This window comes from Natronosalvus caseinilyticus (assembly GCF_017357105.1).
Taxonomy (GTDB): Archaea; Halobacteriota; Halobacteria; order Halobacteriales; family Natrialbaceae; genus Natronosalvus; species Natronosalvus caseinilyticus.
In genome coordinates, this window is sequence record NZ_CP071596.1 from 1,720,342 (window position 1) to 1,738,791 (window position 18,450).

At 68.0% G+C, this 18,450-nt stretch carries 19 protein-coding genes and 1 pseudogene; 15 read left to right on the top strand and 5 right to left on the bottom strand.

Translation table 11 applies throughout. The features are described 5' to 3' along the window. Positions 1-37 precede the first annotated feature (37 nt). Positions 38-1,984, bottom strand: coding sequence for a DEAD/DEAH box helicase (locus J1N60_RS08310; RefSeq protein WP_312912196.1), 1,947 nt, complete (start codon positions 1,982-1,984; stop codon positions 38-40). Between the two features lie 231 nt (positions 1,985-2,215). Here J1N60_RS08310 and J1N60_RS08315 point away from each other — a divergent pair, with 231 nt between their 5' ends. Beyond that, on the top strand, positions 2,216-2,392 hold the full coding sequence (locus tag J1N60_RS08315) for a hypothetical protein (protein ID WP_312912198.1): 177 nt from the start codon (positions 2,216-2,218) through the stop codon (positions 2,390-2,392). 123 nt (positions 2,393-2,515) lie between these two features. Here the strand turns inward: J1N60_RS08315 and J1N60_RS08320 are convergent, their stop codons facing one another. Next, entirely contained in the window at positions 2,516-3,469 is a 954-nt protein-coding gene (locus J1N60_RS08320; protein WP_312912200.1) for a transcription initiation factor IIB, read from the bottom strand. 906 nt (positions 3,470-4,375) lie between these two features. On the opposite strand from J1N60_RS08320, the gene J1N60_RS08325 reads away from it, so the two are divergent. After that, a complete protein-coding gene (locus J1N60_RS08325) occupies positions 4,376-4,972 on the top strand; it encodes a DUF7344 domain-containing protein (protein WP_312912202.1) in 597 nt (198 codons plus the stop codon). Positions 4,973-5,202: 230 nt separating this feature from the next. On the opposite strand, the gene J1N60_RS08330 is transcribed toward J1N60_RS08325, so the two are convergent. Further along, entirely contained in the window at positions 5,203-5,634 is a 432-nt protein-coding gene (locus J1N60_RS08330) for an SHOCT domain-containing protein (protein WP_312912204.1), read from the bottom strand. A 100-nt stretch (positions 5,635-5,734) separates the two neighbouring features. Here J1N60_RS08330 and J1N60_RS08335 point away from each other — a divergent pair. From J1N60_RS08335 to J1N60_RS08395, 13 genes and pseudogenes are all read left to right on the top strand, one after another. Then, positions 5,735-6,382 (top strand): annotated as a pseudogene (locus J1N60_RS08335) (HAD family hydrolase); the annotation flags it as partial. Positions 6,383-6,519: 137 nt separating this feature from the next. Beyond that, complete coding sequence (cbiB, locus tag J1N60_RS08340; protein WP_312912208.1) at positions 6,520-7,506, top strand: adenosylcobinamide-phosphate synthase CbiB; 987 nt, start codon at positions 6,520-6,522, stop codon at positions 7,504-7,506. Further along, entirely contained in the window at positions 7,503-8,315 is an 813-nt protein-coding gene (gene cobS, locus J1N60_RS08345; protein ID WP_425499338.1) for an adenosylcobinamide-GDP ribazoletransferase, read from the top strand. Before cbiB ends, cobS begins: the two co-directional genes overlap by 4 nt. Continuing rightward, a complete protein-coding gene (locus tag J1N60_RS08350) occupies positions 8,315-8,968 on the top strand; it encodes an NTP transferase domain-containing protein (RefSeq protein ID WP_312912563.1) in 654 nt (217 codons plus the stop codon). Before cobS ends, J1N60_RS08350 begins: the two co-directional genes overlap by 1 nt. Further along, a complete protein-coding gene (gene cobT, locus J1N60_RS08355) occupies positions 8,965-10,008 on the top strand; it encodes a nicotinate mononucleotide-dependent phosphoribosyltransferase CobT (protein ID WP_312912210.1) in 1,044 nt (347 codons plus the stop codon). The genes J1N60_RS08350 and cobT overlap by 4 nt, the downstream gene beginning before the upstream one ends. Next, on the top strand, positions 9,998-11,089 hold the full coding sequence (locus J1N60_RS08360) for an aminotransferase class I/II-fold pyridoxal phosphate-dependent enzyme (RefSeq protein ID WP_312912212.1): 1,092 nt from the start codon (positions 9,998-10,000) through the stop codon (positions 11,087-11,089). Before cobT ends, J1N60_RS08360 begins: the two co-directional genes overlap by 11 nt. Then, positions 11,082-11,942 carry an adenosylcobinamide amidohydrolase gene (locus J1N60_RS08365; RefSeq protein ID WP_312912213.1) on the top strand — a complete coding sequence of 287 codons (861 nt, stop codon included), beginning with the start codon at positions 11,082-11,084 and terminating at the stop codon, positions 11,940-11,942. Before J1N60_RS08360 ends, J1N60_RS08365 begins: the two co-directional genes overlap by 8 nt. Positions 11,943-12,009: 67 nt before the next feature. After that, positions 12,010-12,438, top strand: a complete 429-nt coding sequence (locus J1N60_RS08370; protein ID WP_312912215.1) for a DUF8009 family protein — start codon at positions 12,010-12,012, stop codon at positions 12,436-12,438. Between the two features lie 168 nt (positions 12,439-12,606). Further along, positions 12,607-12,777 carry a hypothetical protein gene (locus tag J1N60_RS08375; protein ID WP_312912217.1) on the top strand — a complete coding sequence of 57 codons (171 nt, stop codon included), beginning with the start codon at positions 12,607-12,609 and terminating at the stop codon, positions 12,775-12,777. 269 nt (positions 12,778-13,046) lie between these two features. Further along, positions 13,047-13,565 (top strand): YkgJ family cysteine cluster protein, encoded by a 519-nt coding sequence (locus tag J1N60_RS08380; protein ID WP_312912564.1) that lies wholly within the window; start codon positions 13,047-13,049, stop codon positions 13,563-13,565. Positions 13,566-13,698: 133 nt separating this feature from the next. Continuing rightward, positions 13,699-14,685, top strand: a complete 987-nt coding sequence (gene mvk, locus J1N60_RS08385) for a mevalonate kinase (RefSeq protein WP_312912219.1) — start codon at positions 13,699-13,701, stop codon at positions 14,683-14,685. Then, on the top strand, positions 14,682-15,446 hold the full coding sequence (locus tag J1N60_RS08390) for an isopentenyl phosphate kinase (protein ID WP_312912221.1): 765 nt from the start codon (positions 14,682-14,684) through the stop codon (positions 15,444-15,446). The genes mvk and J1N60_RS08390 overlap by 4 nt, the downstream gene beginning before the upstream one ends. 109 nt (positions 15,447-15,555) lie before the next feature. Then, positions 15,556-15,795, top strand: a complete 240-nt coding sequence (locus J1N60_RS08395; protein ID WP_312912223.1) for a hypothetical protein — start codon at positions 15,556-15,558, stop codon at positions 15,793-15,795. A 30-nt stretch (positions 15,796-15,825) separates the two neighbouring features. On the opposite strand, the gene J1N60_RS08400 is transcribed toward J1N60_RS08395, so the two are convergent. Both J1N60_RS08400 and J1N60_RS08405 read right to left on the bottom strand, forming a co-directional pair. Further along, positions 15,826-17,289, bottom strand: coding sequence for an RtcB family protein (locus tag J1N60_RS08400; protein ID WP_312912225.1), 1,464 nt, complete (start codon positions 17,287-17,289; stop codon positions 15,826-15,828). A 36-nt stretch (positions 17,290-17,325) separates the two neighbouring features. Continuing rightward, positions 17,326-18,450, bottom strand: coding sequence for a DoxX family protein (locus J1N60_RS08405; RefSeq protein WP_312912226.1), 1,125 nt, complete (start codon positions 18,448-18,450; stop codon positions 17,326-17,328).

Sequence of the window (18,450 nt, forward strand, 5' to 3'; positions counted from 1 at the left end):
TCGAGCGACGTGGTCCCCGGCGACGCCGCAGTCAGAACTATTCGTCGGCGACTTCGGAGGACGTATCGGACTCCGCCTCGAGATCCCGCTCGACCGTCTCCTCGCGAACCGTCAGCCCCTGTCGGCCGAGGTGCTGTAACTGACGGCGGGCGAACTCCTCCTCGCGCGTTCCGCGGGTCGCCAGGACGTACATCAGCGCACCCCCAGCGGGCCGCATCGTCCGGCCCGCTCGCTGGGTTCCCTGTCGTCTCGAGCCACCGAGCCCCGACGCGACGATGGCGAGATCGGCGCTCGGCAGGTCGATCCCCTCGTCGCCGACCCGCGAGAGCACGAGCGTGTCGATCTCGTCGTGGCGGAACGAGTCCAGGAGCCGCTGGCGCTCGAGGTGGGGCGTCTCGCCGCTGAGGAACGGCGCGTCGAGCGCCGACGCGAGGTCCCGGCCCTGCTCGAGGTAGTCGACGAAGACGAGCGCACGGGAACCAGGGTGGGACGCCAGGAGGTAGCGCACCTCGGCGACTTTTCCAGGGTTCGTCGCCGCCAGCTGGTAACGCTCCCGGCCCTCCGCCGAGCCGTACGCGTTTCGGTGCTCGTCGTCGCCCCACGGCACGTACCGGATCTCGAGTTCGGGCTCGGCGACGAAGCCGGCCTCGAACAGCGCCTCCCAGTCGGTGCCGATGGGCGGCCCAATCAGCGTGAATATGTCCGCGGCACGGTCGTCCTCCCGGAGCGGCGAGGCCGAGAGGCCGAGGCGGTGGCGCGACTGGAGGTGCGTGCTCCGGCGGTAGACGTCCGAGGGGACGTGCTGGCACTCGTCGAACACCACCAGCCCCCACTCGCGGTCGTCGAAGAGCGAGCGGTGGCGGTCCATCCCGGCGATCTGGTAGGTCGCGATGGTCACCGGGCGGATCTCCTTGCGGCCGCCGTGGTACTGGCCGACCTGCTCAGGTTCCAGACTCGTGACGTCGAGCACCGTCTCGGCCCACTGGCGAGCGAGGTCGCGACTGGGGACTAATACGAGTGTCTCGCCGCCGACTTCCTCCATCGTGGCGATCGCGGCGATCGTCTTGCCGCTGCCCGGCGGGCCGACGTAGACGCCCGACCCGACCTCGAGGAAGCGGTCTACCCACGTCCGCTGGTACTCCCGCAAGGAGACCTCGAGGCCGACGTCGAGGGCGTCTCCTGACTCGAGGTCGCGGTCGTCTCGAACGGGGTAGCCCGCCTCGTAGAGGATCCGCTTGATGGCTGCCTCCGATCCCTCACGGACCCAGTCCTCGGTGTCCGAAATCGGCGCGTGGACGTGCTCCTCGTCGAGTTTCTGCCGGGCGACGTTGCCCATGATCTCCGCACTTCGGGCCTTGAGCACGGTGTAGCCATCGGGGTGGGTGACGAGCCGAAACTGGCGGGCGCGGTCCCACTGACTCTCGACCCAGGACTCGAGCGCGTCCGAACGCTGGCTAAGGGCCTGTCGCATCGTTCGCTGCAAGTCGGTGAACGAGTCGTGGGGGGCTTGCCAGACGTCTTCGGGGCGGACGACGTAGCGGTAGCCGCCCTCGCCGTTGCCGTCCGCGAGGTGGGCGAACTGGGAGAGCTGTGCGCGGGTGAACTGGTCCGGGCGGTCGACGATAATCTCGCGTCGCTTCGGGAAGACGACCACCCGCTCGCGTTCGGTCAGGTCCTCGAGTTCAGCCGGGAACCAGACCACGGGGTCCCTGGAGACGGCCAGGTGGTCGAGGTCGCCCCGCTCCGCGAGCGCCTCGAGGTCGCCGGTCACCTCGCTGTGGGGTCGCTCGAGGTGTCTGGCGAGTTCGGACGCGGTGAGCAGCGGGCGGCCGGCCCGCTGGCAGGCGTCGTGGAACGCCGAGAGCGAGAGGGATGGGTGGGAGTCGTCGGGATCCGTCGCTCCATCCCCGCCGGCGGGGTTGTGGGGGTCGTTGGCGTCGGCGTCGTGGGCCTCGTCGACCACATCGGTCTCGTCGTCAGTCACTGGAATGGCTACCGGACTCGGCGATAAACCGATTTCGCTCGAGCGCCACGGCTCGAGGGTAGGGTAGTCCAGGCCGCACAAAACGGCTGCAGTGGCAGCCGGGCGCACAGCGGTAGGTGGTGGTGTTGGTGGTATGCGCCAGCGCAATTTTTAGCACACGGCGACATAACGATTGTGGTGTTTCAGCGGTCGAGGCAAACGGCTTTACCGCGTGCTGGCGTATTCGAACCCATGTATCGCGCGATCCTGCCTGAAGGCCAGATCATCTGTGCGCGCTACGAACACACGGACACGGGCGTCGAACTGTTCGACGAGGACGACGCGTTCGTCGCGTTCGTGCCGTACAACTCGCTTCACGCGTTGCTCGACGAGGACGTCTACAGCGGAGAGGAACGCTCGATAATGTGAAATACAACGTGGTCGCGTCGACGAAAACTCGCGGCCGCTCTACTCCCTGGTCGCTTCAAACTGTCTTCAGGCCACTTTAGAACCGAAACAACGCCCGCTCGAGTACCGCCACGACCGCAACGACTAGGCTTCGACGCTCTGATCGATGGCGTCGAGTTGCTCCCGGTAGCGGTTCCTGACGGTGACGACGGTCGTCTGGGCGGTCTCCGCGACCGCTCGCTGGGGGATCGTTTCGTTACACAGGAGTCCGGCGGCGTAGATGGCCGCCGCGGCGAACCCGGTCGGTGACTTCCCCGAGTGCAGTCCCTGGTCGGTCGTCGCGTCGATGATCTCGACCGCCTTCGACTCGACGTCCTTGCCGACGCCGAGTTCGGAACAGAATCGAGGAACGAACTGGCGCGGGTTCGTCGGCTCGAGGTTGATGTTCAGTTCGTCGGCGATGTAGCGGTAGGTCCGTCCGATCTCGCGCTGATCGACCCGCGAGACGGCCGTCACCTCCTCGAGACTCCGTGGAATGCCCTCCTCTCGGCAGGCGGTGTACAGCGCCGAGGTCGCGACCCCCTCGATGGAGCGCCCACGGATGAGGTCCCGATCGAGTGCTCGTCGGTAGATCACGCTCGCGGTCTCTTTGACCGAGTTGGGGAGGCCGAGGGCGCTCACCATGCGGTCGATCTCGGAGAGGGCGTACTTGAGGTTTCGTTCGCCGGCGTTCTTCGTGCGGATGCGTTCCTGCCAGACGCGAAGCCGGTGGAGCTGTCCGTGCTTGTCGGCCGACATCGTGTGGCCGTTCGCGTCCCGATTGCGCCAGTCGATGGTGGTCGTGAGTCCCCGGTCGTGCATCGACTGGGTGAGCGGGGCGCCGACGCGAGAGAGCTGGTCGTGTTCTTTGGCGTTGAACGCCCGCCACTCGGGGCCGTAGTCGATGGGTTCGTCGCTCAGGACGAGGCCGCACTCCCGACAGACCAGTTCGCCGCGGTCGGGATCGCTCACGACCGTGTTCGTCTCACAATCCGGACACTGGCCGCTGTTCGTCCGCTGTGACTCCTGTCGTGTGCGTTCGGTGACGGACCGCGTCATTAGTAGGCGGTGAGAACCCAGCCGTCTTTGTAAGGGGGTCACATGGTTTCGAGAGTAACAGGGACTTTCCGCCGGCTACGGCGCCACCTTCGGCAGGTTGACGCTCGACGTGCGTCAGTGAGCGTGGTCGATGGCCACCCCGAACCGGCGGATCGAACGTCGGACCGTCCCTGGCCAGAGGCCGGTTCAACCTAACCACACGCTGGTTCATCCCTGGCCATACGCCGGTGTGACTCCAGCCGCGTACGAGCATGCTGACTGTGGCTACAGCTGGGTAAGTGACGACTGAGGGGAGTAACGGTTGGCTTCGACGACGAACCGACCACGACCGTTAAGCGGTCGGTTCTCGAGAAGGACGCGCGTGTCGCTGGATAGAGTCCACCCGCTCGTCGAGGACGGACGTACCGGCCAACGTGGTCCCGAGGAGCCCTCGCTAGCCCGTTTTCGATCGCCCTGCAGGGCGCGTCTCGAGCGGCCCCCGTCTCCGCGGAACGGCGGTCGGTCGGCTCAGTATGCGCTCGATACAGCCCCCGTCGCAGGTATAAACGGCGCGTCGGGCGAGTCGCGATTCGCCCGACTCGAGCGATGGGCGCCACGGCCCTCGCTCGCGGCGAGAAGCGGCGACGTACCGGCTTCGCAACCAATGCAAAACGTGACCGCGTTTAAGACTGATACCGTTGGCGTAGAAACTGGTGTGTCAAACGTGATTGCGAGTATCCCTTCGCCGGGACAGCGGTCTCCCTCGGCGGAGCCGAGCGGCTCTGTGGTGGCAGTAAACGATCAACTACGGTGGACGGAACCGACTCGTACCCGACTCCGAAGCCGGTCGAGTCTGGTGCGATCGAGCGGTACTCGAGCGCGGTCGGCCGCGTTCGGGCGTCGAGTTCCCGGCGGGAGGTGCCGGTAATGTCCTCCATCGATACGTCCCTTCCCGAGGAAATAACCTCCGTTACGGCGAACGATACCGACGAAACGCTCTCGAAAGACGTCATCTTCGAGTTGCTGAAAAACCGACGACGGCGAGAGGTACTCGCGTACTTACTCGAGGCCGAGGAGACGGTAACGCTGGGTGAACTCGCCGAACAGATCGCAGCCTGGGAGAACGACACCGACGTCAACGCGCTGAGTTCCGATCAGCGAAAACGAGTCTACGTCGCCCTCTACCAGACGCATCTGCCGAAGATGGACGACGCGGGGATCGTCGATTACGACCAGGATCGCGGTCTCATCACCCTGGCCGACAACGCAGATTTACTGGTCATGTACCTCGACACGGACACCCACCGTCGCGAGCGGTGGGATCGGTGGTACGCGACCATGAGCGTCGTGGGCGCGGTGGTACTCGCGGCTGGACTCCTCGGTGTCCCCGGCATCTCGGCCATCCCGCTCTCGGCCCTCGCCGGCGTGATCGTCGCAGCCTTCCTCGCGGTTTCGTTCGTGCACGTCTTCGTGAACCACCGATTCCAGCAGGTCATCGAGGAGAAGCTGTCCCGGATCCAGTAATCTCGACGGCCGCGCTTCGGTCGCGCGGATTGGGACGTGGCGATTGTTTCGACCCGACCAGCGATGCAAACCTCGGGTACCGACCCGTTCGTGGCCGAATTATCGAGAAGCACTTTTAGTTCTCGAGCACGTACACGAAACTGGCTCCCGAGGTCATCCAGTACCGGAGCAGTTCGCGTGCCAGCAACCTGTTCCCTCGCGGGAGCCCCTCTACGCGCCGAGCGACGGCGTTAGCGGTAGCTCGTTTCGCGCTCGATTTTTCGGTCGTCAGGGTCCGAACGATTCCGCCAGCGCTCGAGGATCGTTTCGGGGTCGCTCCCCTCGCTCTCGAGCAGCGTCTCGAGGCCGCGTTCGAACGCCTCGTCGTCGATTTCGCCGCGGGCGTAGCGTTCCCGGAGGACCTCGACGGGGTCTGCCGCCGATTTGTCGGGGCTCGCAGGTCGGCGTTCGCCAACCACCGGGTCGTGCTGGTCGCCGTCGATTCCGAGGACCTCCTCGATGAGTACCCCCGACAGCGGCAGCAGGCCGAGCCAGCAGAAGAGTACGATAACGACGGCCGCTGACACGCCGACCGTAAACCAGGCGAGAATCGCTACCGGAAGCGTCCCGACGGCGATCAGTGCGGGGATCGAGCCGAGCAATCGACGCGTTTTCGCTCGCATGAGATTCGATCAGGGGGCGGCGGAAAAAGTCTTCCGAGTGACGAATCTGTGGTCGGCGCGGACCGCGAAACTCAAGTTGACTTGCACCAGTCACACGCACGTGGCAGTTTCGTTCGACCTGTTCGGCACGCTCGTCGCCGCCGACCGCCCTGCGGACCCGGCGACGGCGGTCGCGACCGAACTCGAGAAACGCGGCGTGGCGGTCCCTGGCGACTGGGCCGAGCGCTACGCTCGCCCGACCGTCGATGCCCCCGAGGGCGCGGAGGTGCCGCTGCCGGCCCACGTCGGCCGGGCGCTCTCGAGCGCCGGCGTCGAGTGGCGAGCGGCCGGGGCGGGGAACGTCGTTCGTCGGGCCGTCGTCGCCGCGTTCGATCCCAACGTCGAGACCCGGGTCGGCGCCCGTCGGGCGGTCGAGGCCGCTCGCGAGCACGGACCCGTGGCCGTCTGCTCGAACTGCGCCGTCCCGGAACTGGTCGGGCGGACACTCGCTCGCTCGACGCTCGAGCGCGACGACTTCGACGCCGTCGTGACGAGCGTCGGCTGTGGGTGGCGCAAACCCTCGCCGCACATCTTCGAGACGACGGCGCGACGGCTCGGGGTCGACGTCACCGACCTGGTCCACGTGGGCGACGATCCGCGAACCGATGGCGGTATCGAGGCGGCCGGCGGAACGTCGGTCGTGCTCGAGGAGACGCCCCTCGAGTCGGTTCCCGATCGGCTTGAATTGGTGTTAGAAAACGACTCGTCAACGGCGCCGGTCGGCGGAGAGACGGTCTGTGACGACGACTCGAGTGGTGAAGAGACGAGTGACGATGGCTCGAGCGACGGCGAACCGACTTGTGACGGCGACTCGAGTGACGATGACGACTCGAGTGACCACGTGAAATGACGGTCCAAACGCTCGCCGCGATCGGCCTGGCGCTCAGTCTCGACCTGCTGGTCGGGGAACCGCCGACGCGTTGTCATCCCGTGGCGTGGCTGGGTCGACTGATCGATCGACTCGACCGCCCCTGGTCCGCGACCGATCGAATGCAGCGTCGAATCGGATTCCTCGTCGCCCTGTTCGTCCCCCTGATTCCGGCGGTGATCGCGGGGTATCTCGTCGTCGCGACGGGAAGGATCGACCCCTTCTTCGGCGCGGTCGCCGCGTCGCTCGTCCTCTTTCTGACCACGAGTGTGCGGGCGCTCCTCGACCTCGCACAGGAAGTCGTCGCAGCGACCGGGGACGACCTCGAGACCGCCCGCGAGCGCGTCCGCGGCCTCGTCGGCCGCGACGTGGACTCGCTCACGGACGCGGAGATCCGTTCGGCGGCAGTCGAGAGCGCAGCCGAGAATCTCGCCGACGGGTTCGCCGCGACGCTCCTCCCGTTCGCGCTCCTCGGTCCGATCTCGCTCCCCGCCGCCGCGGCGGCCGCCGCTTGGGTCAAGGGCGTCAATACCCTGGACTCGATGCTCGGCTACCCGTCGAAACCGATCGGTACCGCTAGTGCCCGCCTCGACGACCTCGTGATGGCCGTCCCCGCTCGAGTCACCGCGTGCTGTCTCGCACTGGTCACGAGCCGACCCCGGGCACTCTTTCGAGCCCGTCGCTGGGCGCGAGTCCCGTCCTCACCTAACTCCGGCTGGCCGATGGCGACGCTCGCCTGCGTGCTCGACGTTCGCCTCGAGAAACGCGGCGCGTACGTGCTGAACCCCGCAGAATCGCTCCCGACCCTCGAGGACGGCCGGCGTGCGATTTCGGTCGTCGGCCTGGCTGCCGCCGCGCTCGTGGCGGTAGCGGCGGTCTGTGTGGCGTCGGTGCCGACGCTCGAGTCGCTGATCGCGCCGACCGTCGACGCCGTCTCGACCCGCGTTCAGGGGGTGGTGCCGTGATCGGCGGACGGATTCGAACGGCCGTTCGTGCACTTCGCGGGGCTCTCGCCTTCCTGACGCGCCTGCCGGTCGGCTCGAGGACGGAAAATGTCGACGGGGCGATTACCGACACGAACACCGACCGGGACTGGAAGGCGTTTCGCTCGAGTCCGTGGACGATAACGGTCGTGGGGTGGATCGTCGGCGGACTGGCGGCCGTCGTCTTCCTCGCATCTCCGGTGGTGCCGGCTGCGACGATCGCCTTCGGATACCTGCTGGCCGTCTACGCGCTGACCGGGATCCACCACCTCGACGGCGTCGCGGATCTCGGCGACGCGCTCGTCGTCCACGGCGACGCCGAACGCCGGCGGGCCGTCATGACGGACACGACGACCGGCGTCGGCGCGCTGCTCGCCGTCTCGCTGGTCGTGGCGGGACTCGCGCTGGGCGCGCTCGCACTCGCCGGCGCGCCAGTCGCAGTCGCCGTTGGCGTCACCGTCGCCGCTGAGGTCGGCGCCAAGACTGGAATGGCCGCGATGGCCTGCTTCGGGACGGCCGTTCACGAGGGGTTCGGCTCGCAGTTGACGGACGCCGGGGGCCCGTCTGCGCTCCTCGGACCCGCGGCGCTGGCGATTCCGGCGGTCGCACTGACCTGGCCTCACCCGGCCGCGGCCGCGGCTCTCGTCGGCGCGCTCGCGGGAACCGCTCTTCCGTGGTGGTGGGCCCGACGACGGCTCGGGGGCGTCTCCGGCGACGTCTTCGGAGCGGCCAACGAGATCGGGCGACTGCTCGGCATCCACCTGGGGGTGATCGCGTGGACGCTCTGGTGATGGCCGGCGGGCGGGGAACTCGACTCGAGAGCCGAGTCGAAAAGCCGCTGTACGAGATCGGCGGCGTCGCGATGATCGATCGGGTTCTCGCGGCGCTCGAGGCGAGTGCAGTCGGCCGGATTACCGTCGCGGTTTCGCCGAACGCGCCCGACACCCACGAGCACCTGGCGGAACGTAATCCTCCCATCACCCTTCGCGAGACCCCCGGCGATGGCTACGTCGCCGACCTCGGGTCGATCCTCGAGTCGGACTCGGCCCCAATTTCGACGCCGGTGCTGACAGTGGCCGCGGATCTTCCGTTGCTCGAGGGGGCGACGGTAGACGGCGTTCTCGAGCGGTACCGACGCCGCGTTCGGGCGAGAAGACGGGAAGCCGGTGACGGCGGGGAAGCGCCGGCGCCGTCGATGACCGTCTGCGTCCCGACCGCGCTGAAACGACGGCTCGGGTTCAGCGTCGACGCGACGCTCGAATCCGACCGCCACCTCGCGCCGACCGGGGTCAACGTCGTCGGCACCTCCAGTGAAACGATGATCACACGCAGCTACGACCACAGACTGGCCTGTAACGTGAACAGACGAACCGACGCCCGTGCGGCGAAGACGTACTGCCGTGATGGGGACGGCGAGGAGGAAGAAGAGGAAACGTTCCGATGAGGGTCCTCCTCGCCGCCGGGTCGACCGAAACGGGACTTATCGACGGGCTCAGCGCCGCCGGGGCGTCGGCCGAAGTGATGGGCTACACGCCGCCAGCAGACGCCGAAATCCTCGTTTACGGTCGGCCGACGGCCGCGCCCGTCACCCCCGTGAGCCCGACCGGGTGCCCGACGCCGGCGGCGATCACCCGCGCCGTTCGGGAGGTCGTCGGCTTCGACGCGACGGTGCTCGATGCCGGCCTGTCCGAATCGACGGCCGCGCCGACGATCGACCTCGGGGCCGATCCAGGCGCTGACGTTCGCGAGGCCGTGGCGGTCCCGGACGCCGCGGGGATCTACGACCGGGCTCGCCAGTTCGGCGCGACGCTCCCCGACGATCGGGTGCTGATCGGCGAGACGATTCCGGGCGGGACGACGACCGCCCTGGGGGTCGCGACCGCCCTCGGAGCGCCCATCGGCGTCTCGTCGTCGCTCCCCCGGAATCCGCTCGATCGCAAGCGAGCGGTCGTCGAGACGGGGCTGGCAGCGAGCGACCTCGCGCCCGGCGACTGTGCGGGCGATTCGCTGGCGGCGATCCGGGCGGTGGGCGATCCCGTCCAGGCCGCCGTCGCTGGCATTGCGGCCGGGGCGCTCGAGGCCGGCGTCGACGTGACCCTGGCCGGGGGGACGCAACTGGTCGCCGTCGCGGCCGTCCTCCGTCACGCCGGGGTCGACAGGCCGCTCCGACTCGCGACCACCTCGTTCGTGGCCGACGATCCGAGCGTCGACCTCGAGGCGGCCGGTGACCGGTTCGACCTCGAGGTGGTCGTCACCGACCCCGCGTTCGAGCGGAGCGAACACGTCTCGATGGCCCGGTACTGCGCCGGGGAGGCGAAAGAGGGCGTCGCCATGGGCGGGGCGCTCTCGCTCGTTCCGCCCGGAGAGATGGCGACCGTTCGCCGGCGGATCGAAGCCGTCTGCGAGCGACTGGGCGTCGACGGTGAGACGACGGCGGAGGGCCCGCGATCACCGGACGCGAGGGGTGACGGCGATGCATCCTGACGCCATCGACGGCGAGGGGCGCGTTCCACACGGCGGGGAACCCGACCGTTCGCTGCTCGACTTCTCGGCGAACACGAATCCGCGGACGCCGGAGGGCGTCGAGTCGGTCTACGCCGACGCGCTCGAGACGGCCCGGCGGTATCCGGACGACGGGTATCCGGCCTACCGGAACGCGGCCGGGACCTACGTCGGCTGCGACCCGTCCGCCGTCGTGCCGACGCCGGGCGGCCTCGCCGCGATTCGCCTCGCCCTCGAAGTGACCCTCGATCCTGGCGATCTGGCCGTCGTTCCGCACCCGAGTTTCGGCGAGTACGCCCGGGAGGTTCGCCTCCAGGGGGCGAGGCCGCGGTTTGTGCCCCACGAGACGGTGTGTGACCTCGAGGCCGAGTCGCTGCGGGACGTCGACCTGGTCGTCGTCTGCACGCCGAACAACCCCACGGGCGACCTTCCCGATCGCTCGCGCCTCGAGGCGCTCGCCGATCGGTGCCGAGCGGCCGGGACGACGCTGCTCGTCGACGAGGCGTTTCTGGGGTTCACCGAGCAGGAATCGATGGCTCGACGGGAGGACGAGTGCGTCGTCGTCGCCCGCTCGCTCACCAAACTCTTCGGGCTACCGGGGCTCAGGGCGGGGTTCGCCGTCGCGTTCGGTCCGCTCGGCGAGCGCCTCGAGACGGCCCGTCGCACGTGGAACCTCGGCTCACCCGCGGCTACCGTCGGCGCGTACTGCATGGGGCAGACGGCGTTCGTGCGTGACACGCGAGAGCGAGTCGCCGAAGAGCGAGAACGGCTGCGCGAGGCGCTGTTAGCGGACGACCGTTACGCGGTGGCGTCTTCAAGTGCGCCGTTCCTGTTGCTCGAGGTCGACGGCGACGGTGGTGACGGTGGCGACGGCGGGGAAGCCGGTTCCGCCGACAGTGACGGGACGACCGATCCCGTCGACGACCTCCTCGAGCGAACCCGCGAGGCCGGAGTCGTCCTCCGGGATGCCCGTTCCTTCCGCGGGCTCGACTCGCACGTCCGCGTTGCGGTCAAGGACCGCGACGCGAACGATCGGCTTCTCGAGGTGTTGGTGGATGACTGATGGCGACACGGACGCTGACGCCGATACCGCCCCCGGCGGCAACGCCGACGCCGAGTACCGGGCCGAACGAACCGACGGCGTCCTCTGTGTCCACCGCCCCGGGGTCGAGTGGCTCTCCTCGGGCTGGAACGGCGGTCGGACGCGAACCGACCGGGCATTCAACGTCTCGGTTCCCGAGGATTGGCGCTGTGACGACCTCGCCCACTACATCGAGGGGCGCCTCGAGCGGGCGGGTTTTGTGGACGGCCGACGCGACCGCCCCGTCCTGCTCACCGGCGTCGACCTGGCGCACGCCCGCGGCGCCCGTTGCGGATCGGTGACGGTCTACGCCACGGCCGGGATCTCGAACCCGGCCGCGTTGCCGATGGATCCGGCCGGGGGATCGTTGCCCGACGGACGGCTCGAGCCCGATTCCCTCGAACGGACTGAAGGGTCGAACTCGGGAGACGGCGGGGACAAACGAGGGGGCAACGAGGGCGAGCGAGGGAGTGAACGCCGCGCCGGCACGGTCAATCTGATCGTCGGGACGACCCGCGCGCTCGAGGCGGGGGCTCTCGAGAACCTCCTCGCGGTTGCAGCGGAGGCGAAGGCGGCGACGCTCCTCGCGCGAACGGGATTTCCCGGGACGACGACGGACGCGATCGTCGTCGGCCACGACCCGTCTGGCACCAACCTCCCGTTCTCGGGTAGCGCGACGGCCGTCGGCGCGGCGACCCGGGCGTGCGTTCGGGAGGCGATCACGGCGTCGCTGGCGTCCAGGTACGAGGGAACCGATGCGACGATTCCGCCGAGCGTCCAGGCGGCCGAGTACGGCGTCTCGACGGACGCGCGGGCGACGGTCTTTCGTCCCTGAGCCCAGCCCCGAGTTCGCCTCGAGCGAGTCGCCGGTCTATATGGCCGTCCGCTTCCTGCTATCGTCTATGCCGAGCGAGGATCGAGATCGGGACCCGACGACCGTCCGTTCGCTGGCCGTCACCGCCGAGGACGTGGTGAACGCGTTCGTCTACACCCGCGAGAACCCCGGCCAGGCAGTCCTCCGAGCGACACCACCGTTTCACGGACGAATGCGCGCCCGCCTGCACGTCTACCGGGTCGACGATTCGCCGGCAACCGGCGCCGTTCACCTCGAGGCCGCGGCCCTGCTCGACGACGAAATCGTCGCGGCGTATCCGACGCTCGCGGAGGTCGAACAGCGCCTCGACGGCGAGGCGAGTGCCGAAACAGTACGAGAGCAACGCGCCGACGCGCTCGAGGCGTGGGCCGAACGAGCACGGGAGTCGATCCTCGAGTCGGCGACGCTCGAGACGGCCAACGGGACACATCGGGTGTCGGTGAGGACGCTCGGGTGAATTGCCCGTCGGTGACTAGACCTCGGTGACCAGACTTCGGTGACCACACCCGGGAGACCAGACGTCGTTTTCGGGCAATTCGGGTACTCTCGAGCCCGTACTCATCAACCAGTTTCACTTTCACTGCGGACGGATCGACTTCACGTGGGTCGGGTCGAATGCCGACGTATGCACACCGCTACGACCCACGACGACTCGAGACAGCAACGCACGCGGCGAATCGACGTCACCGACCTCGACGCCGCCGGTGTCGAGGAGTTCGTTCGCACGAGCGTCGACACCGACGCCGTCTCGCTCGAGCATCGCGGCGCGCGGACCTACCTCGTCGTCGGGCAGTGAGTTGAGAACGGTTCGCGAGAGGTGCTCGAACGGATTTTCGAGTGGGAAGGCACTTCCGTCAGCGCCCCCTCGACTCGAGCGTGACCGACGACGCCGGGAGCGAGCGCGAGATACGGGACGGCGACGGTGCTGTCAGAACCGACGACAGTGCTGCCGGCGCCGACGCCGACACCGACGACAGCGATCGCAAGCGCACCGAGTCTGGTCCTCATCTCGGCCTGGATCGCCCGTCCGCACCCGAAACGCACACCGATCTCGACTCGAGCGAAATCGCTCCCGATTCGGAACCGCCGTTTCCCGTCGAGGTGTACCCCGACCGCGAGGTGATCGTCGAGTTCGATCCCGGCCTCACGTTCGAGTGCGTCGAGGACTGCACCTGGTGTTGCCACCACGGCGTCTTGCTCTATGACCGCGACCTCCTCGAGTTAGCCCAGCGAGCGAACCTCTCGGAGACGACGACCCAGTTTCGCGGCGAACCGTTCGTTACCCGGGAGGCCAAAGACCGCGAGGAACACGTCGCCGAGGACGGCCAGGCCTGCGCCTTCCTCCGGGAGGACGGGTTGTGTTCGCTCCACCTCGAGCAGGACTGGAAGCCCACGCGGTGTTCGGTCTTCCCGCTGGGCGTCTGGCTCGAGGACGACGGCCTCCACGTCGACATCCGGGACTCGGCGCACGACCACTGCGAGGGTCTCGGTGTGAGCGAGCGCCGGGTCGTCGACAACCTCGAGGCGTTTCTCCCCGAACTCCTCTGGGACCTCGAGAATCCGGACAGTGATCGGGTGCTCTGAGGGGGCTCGAGATGGTAGCAGCCGATATTGAGAAGCCTGTATAATACTATAGATTGTATAGTTAACATTCTCCGATCGCGAATCGCGACAACGAGAAGATAGCTATTAACCGTCGTCGTGCGAACGCCCGTACATGACAGTCTCGAGCGCTCCCGGGAAGGTCTATCTGTTTGGGGAGCACGCGGTCGTCTACGGCGAACCGGCGGTTCCCTGTGCCATCGAGCGACGGGCGCGAGTCACCGTCGAACAGCGATCGGACGACCGGCTCAGGGTGCAGGCGGACGACCTCAGTATAGACGGGTTCACGGTCGAATACGGCGGCCAGCACGACGGCCAGCACGACGTGAACGTCCCCGAACCGCTCATCAGCGCCGCGATGGGCTACGTCGACGGCGCCATCGAGCAGGTTCACGACGTCACCGGCGAGGACGACGTCGGCTTCGACGTCACCATCGAGAGCGACATTCCGCTCGGGGCGGGCCTCGGTTCCTCCGCCGCGGTCGTCGTCGCCGCCATCGACGCCGCGACGCGGGAACTCGGGCTCACCCTCGAGACCGACGAACTGGCCGAGCGAGCCTACCGAACCGAGCACGCGGTTCAGGAGGGGCAGGCCTCCCGCGCTGACACCTTCTGTTCGGCGACCGGTGGCGCCGTTCGCGTCGAGGGCGACGACTGCCGATCGATCGAGGCGCCGGAGCTGCCCTTCGTCATCGGTTTCGACGGCGGCGCCGGCGAGACGGGCGAACTGGTCGCCGGCGTCCGTGCCCTCCGGGACGAGTACGACTTCGCCGCCGACACCGTCGAGGCAATCGGCGACGTCGTTCGACGGGGCGAGACGGCTCTCCGGGCGGGCGACCTCGAGGAGGTAGGTCGACTGATGAACTTCAACCACGGGCTGCTCTCGGCGCTCGGGGTTTCCGCGCGGGACCTCGAGACGATGGTGTGGGCCGCTCGCGACGCGGGCGCCCACGGGGCGAAGCTCACCGGCGCAGGCGGGGGCGGCTGTATCGTCGCGCTCGACCCGACGCCGGAGACGGAGACGGCCCTGCGCTTTACGCCTGGCTGTGAGGACGCGTTCCGGGCCGAACTGGCCGAAGAGGGGGTGAAGCGACTCGCATGACCAGCTCCGGTACCGGAACGACCGTCGTCAAACTCGGCGGCAGCGTCGTCACGGACAAGGACCGCGACGAGACGCTCGACGCTAATTCCCTCGAGACGGCCGCCGACGCCGTCGCGACGGCGCTCGAGGCGGGCGACGTCGACGACCTCGTCATCGTCCACGGCGGCGGGAGCTTCGGCCACGTCCACGCGAGCGAGCACGGCGTGAGTACGACAGACGGTACGCACGACGTAGGCGCCGTCCACGCGATCCACGGCGCGATGAAGACGCTCGACGGGTTCGTCCTCCAGCGGTTGCTCGAGCAGGACGTCCCCGCGGTTCCGGTCCACCCCTTTTCGGTCGCATCGCGGGACGCCGAGGGCCGACTCACTCTCCCCACGGCACAGGTCGAGACGATGCTCGCGGAGGGGTTCGTCCCCGTCCTGCACGGCGACGTCGTGAGCCACCGCGGGGAGGGCGTCACCATCGTCAGCGGCGACGAACTGATCGTCGAACTCGCGATGGCCCTCGAGGCCGACCGCGTCGGCCTGTGCTCGACGGTTCCCGGCGTGCTCGACGACGACGGAACCGTTATCGAGCGCATCGAGGACTACGCCGACGTCGAGGCCGTCCTCGGCGCTAGCGAGTCCACGGACGTCACCGGCGGCATGGCCGCGAAGGTGCAGGCACTGCTCGCCCTGGAGAGCCGCGCCTCGATCTTCGGTCTCGAGTCGCTGCCGGCGTTCTTCCGCGGGGAAGGGGCGGGGACGACGATCGAGTAGTCGCCGACAATACCGCGGGCCGGACGCCGTTCACGGTCAGCATTTCTCTGGAACCGACCCCCGGCACACGAAACCCAACGGCTACCGTCCTCGAGGTGGTACGGCGCCTATGGACCGAGACATGCTCGACGACCAGCGCGAACTCGTCGACCTGATCGAGGACGCCGGCTGGGAGGTCACCGGCCTCGAACTCTCGAGCTACGACAGCCCATGGGTCGACGAGGATGCTCCCGAGGCCGAGGTGACGATCACGGCGAGGAAGCCGTACGGCGATGGTGACGTGGCCGGAGACGCGGACGGGGAGGGAGACGGAGACGACGAGAACGACAGCCCGTTCCGAATCAACTGACGAAACTGAGACCGCCGGATCTGACGACGATTACCCCTTGATGTTACACACCGGGAACGTCCGAGCGACCTTGTTGCCGATCCCGAGTTCGTCCGAGACGCGCACGACCTCGTCGACGTCCTTGTAGACGCCCGGGGCCTCTTCGGCCACCGTCGCCCCCGACTGGGCCTTCACGTAGATCCCCTGGCCCGACTCGAGGTCCTCGCGGACGTCCTCGCCCCAGTACTCGTTTTTGGCCTGCGTGCGACTCATCAGTCGGCCGGCGCCGTGGGCCGTCGAGCCGAACGTGAGGTCGAGGGAGTGTTCACCGCCTCGCAGGACGTAACTACCGGCGCCCATGCTCCCGGGGATGATCACTGGCTGGCCGACGTCGCGATAGGCCGCGGGCACGTCGGGATGGCCCGCCGGGAACGCCCGTGTCGCGCCCTTGCGGTGGACGAATAGCTCCCGATTCTCGCCGTCGACCGCGTGGACCTCCTTCTTCGCGATGTTGTGGGCCACGTCGTAGAGGAGGTCCATCTCCATCGACTCCCAGGGGCGGTCGAACACGTCCGCGAACACCTCTCGGGTCCGGTGCATGATCAGCTGGCGATTGACCCAGGCGTAGTTGATCGCGGCGTTCATCGCCGCGTAGTACTCTTCGGCCAGTTGCGAGCCGGCGGGGGCGGCGGCGAGTTCCTTGTCGGGGAGTTGATTGAGGAGGCCGCCGTGCTGGCGCTCGATCTTCCGCAGGTAGTCGTTGCAGGTCTGGTGGCCCAGCCCCCTGGAACCGCAGTGGATGAGCACGACGATCTGGTCGCGCTCGAGGCCGAACGCCTCCGCCACAGCGTCGTCGTACACGTCGGTCACCCGCTGGACCTCGAGGAAGTGATTTCCGGATCCCAGGGAGCCGACCTGGTTCTTCCCGCGATCCTTCGCCTTCTGGCTCACCATCGACGCGTCGGCGCCCGCCCGGACGCCCTCGTCCTCGCAGTGAAGGAGGTCGTCCTCGACCGCGTAGCCGGCCTCGAGCGCCCAGTCGACGCCGCGCTCGAGGATCTGCTCGACGGTGTCGACGTCGGTCTCGACGACACCGCCGCCGCCGAGGCCGGAGGGAATCGCCTCGAACAGGGCGTCCACGAGTTCGCGCTCGCGCCCGGCAACGTCCTCGTAGGTCAGGTTGGTCTTCATCATCCGGACGCCGCAATTGATGTCGTAGCCGACCGCCCCGGGGGAGATACAGCCGTCTTCGGCGTCCATCGCGCCTACCCCGCCGACCGGGAAGCCGTATCCCTGGTGGCCGTCGGGCATGCAGATCGCGTAGTTCGTGATCCCCGGCAAGTGCGTCGCGTTGCACAGCTGCTCGAGCGTCTTGTCCTCACTGATCTCCTCGAGCAGCGACTCGCTGGCGAGCACCCGGGCGGGGACGCGCATCCCGTCTTCCTGTGGCAGCTCCCAGACGTGCTCGCGAACCTGCTCGAGCACGATGCCGTCGGCGTCGAACGTGGTGGTCATACTCGAGAGTGGGTCGCCCTCGCTGAAAGACCTTTGTTACCGCGCCTGCCGAGACTCGCCGGCGTCCGGTCGATCGGCTGGTGACGAGACCGTTTCTTCGACCCTCGTCTCGACGGCTTCGAGCCGGTTGTCGACGGCGTAGGGACCCGCGCCGGTGATGAGCAACACCGAGGCCATCCCGAACAGCGAGACGTGCGCCAGCACGGGGTCGTCGGGCAAGGCGAATAGCGTCAGCGAGAACATGGCGATGGCGACGGCGGCGCTTGCGCGGGTGAACAACCCGACGACGAGCGCGAGACCGAGGGCCGCCTCGGTGAACCCGGCCCCGAGCACCCACAGTTCGGCCGGCACGGGCACGACGCTCGTCAGGTCGTACCGGTCGACCACCGCGAGGGCGATGCCGGGGCGAAGGAGTTTCTGGCCGACGCCGAGGGTGATGAACGTCAACCCGAGGCCGACGCGGGCGATCGTCGGAGCGTACACCTCGTAGGGCTCGATTCGCGACTGGAACGCCTGGGCCACGTCGTGAACCCGATCGATTCGGCCGTACTCGGTCCCCGGGCCGCCGGCGACGCGCTGGAGGACGTGGTCCGCGCTCGGCCGGCCGCTCCCGACGAGGGTGATGGCCAGCAGCCCACCGACGAACTCGAGTTGCAACAGGAGCGTCGGCCAGACGAGCAGTCCGAGGAGGTACGCAGTCAGGGTCACGATAGCGACGAGGCGGGTAGCGAGGCCGAACAGGAGCAGAAAGCCCAGAGCCACCTGGAGCAGACGGGCGTCGAGCGTGACTGCGGGGCTGATGAAGTAGCCGGCGAAGCCCGCCCCGACCAGCGGGATGCCGAACGAGATCCGGAGCAACCAGGGGACGAACTCGGTGTACTCTCGCATGGCCGTTCGGAAGGCGGCGACGTCGTTCGGAACGGGACGAATCCGCAGGTAGAGCACCATGGCGAGACCGACGCCGATGAGGCCAGCGAACAGCGGGCCGAGGACGGCAGGATCGCCGAGTCCGTCCGCGAGGAACTCGAGGGCCGACGCCTCTCGCTCTTCGTCGACGACGTACTCCTCGTGGGCGGTCGCGGACGTCGAAAGCCAGATCAGACCTACTCCAGCGATCCACGAGGCGGCTATTCGGTTGCGAAGTCGTCGACCGTCGAGCAT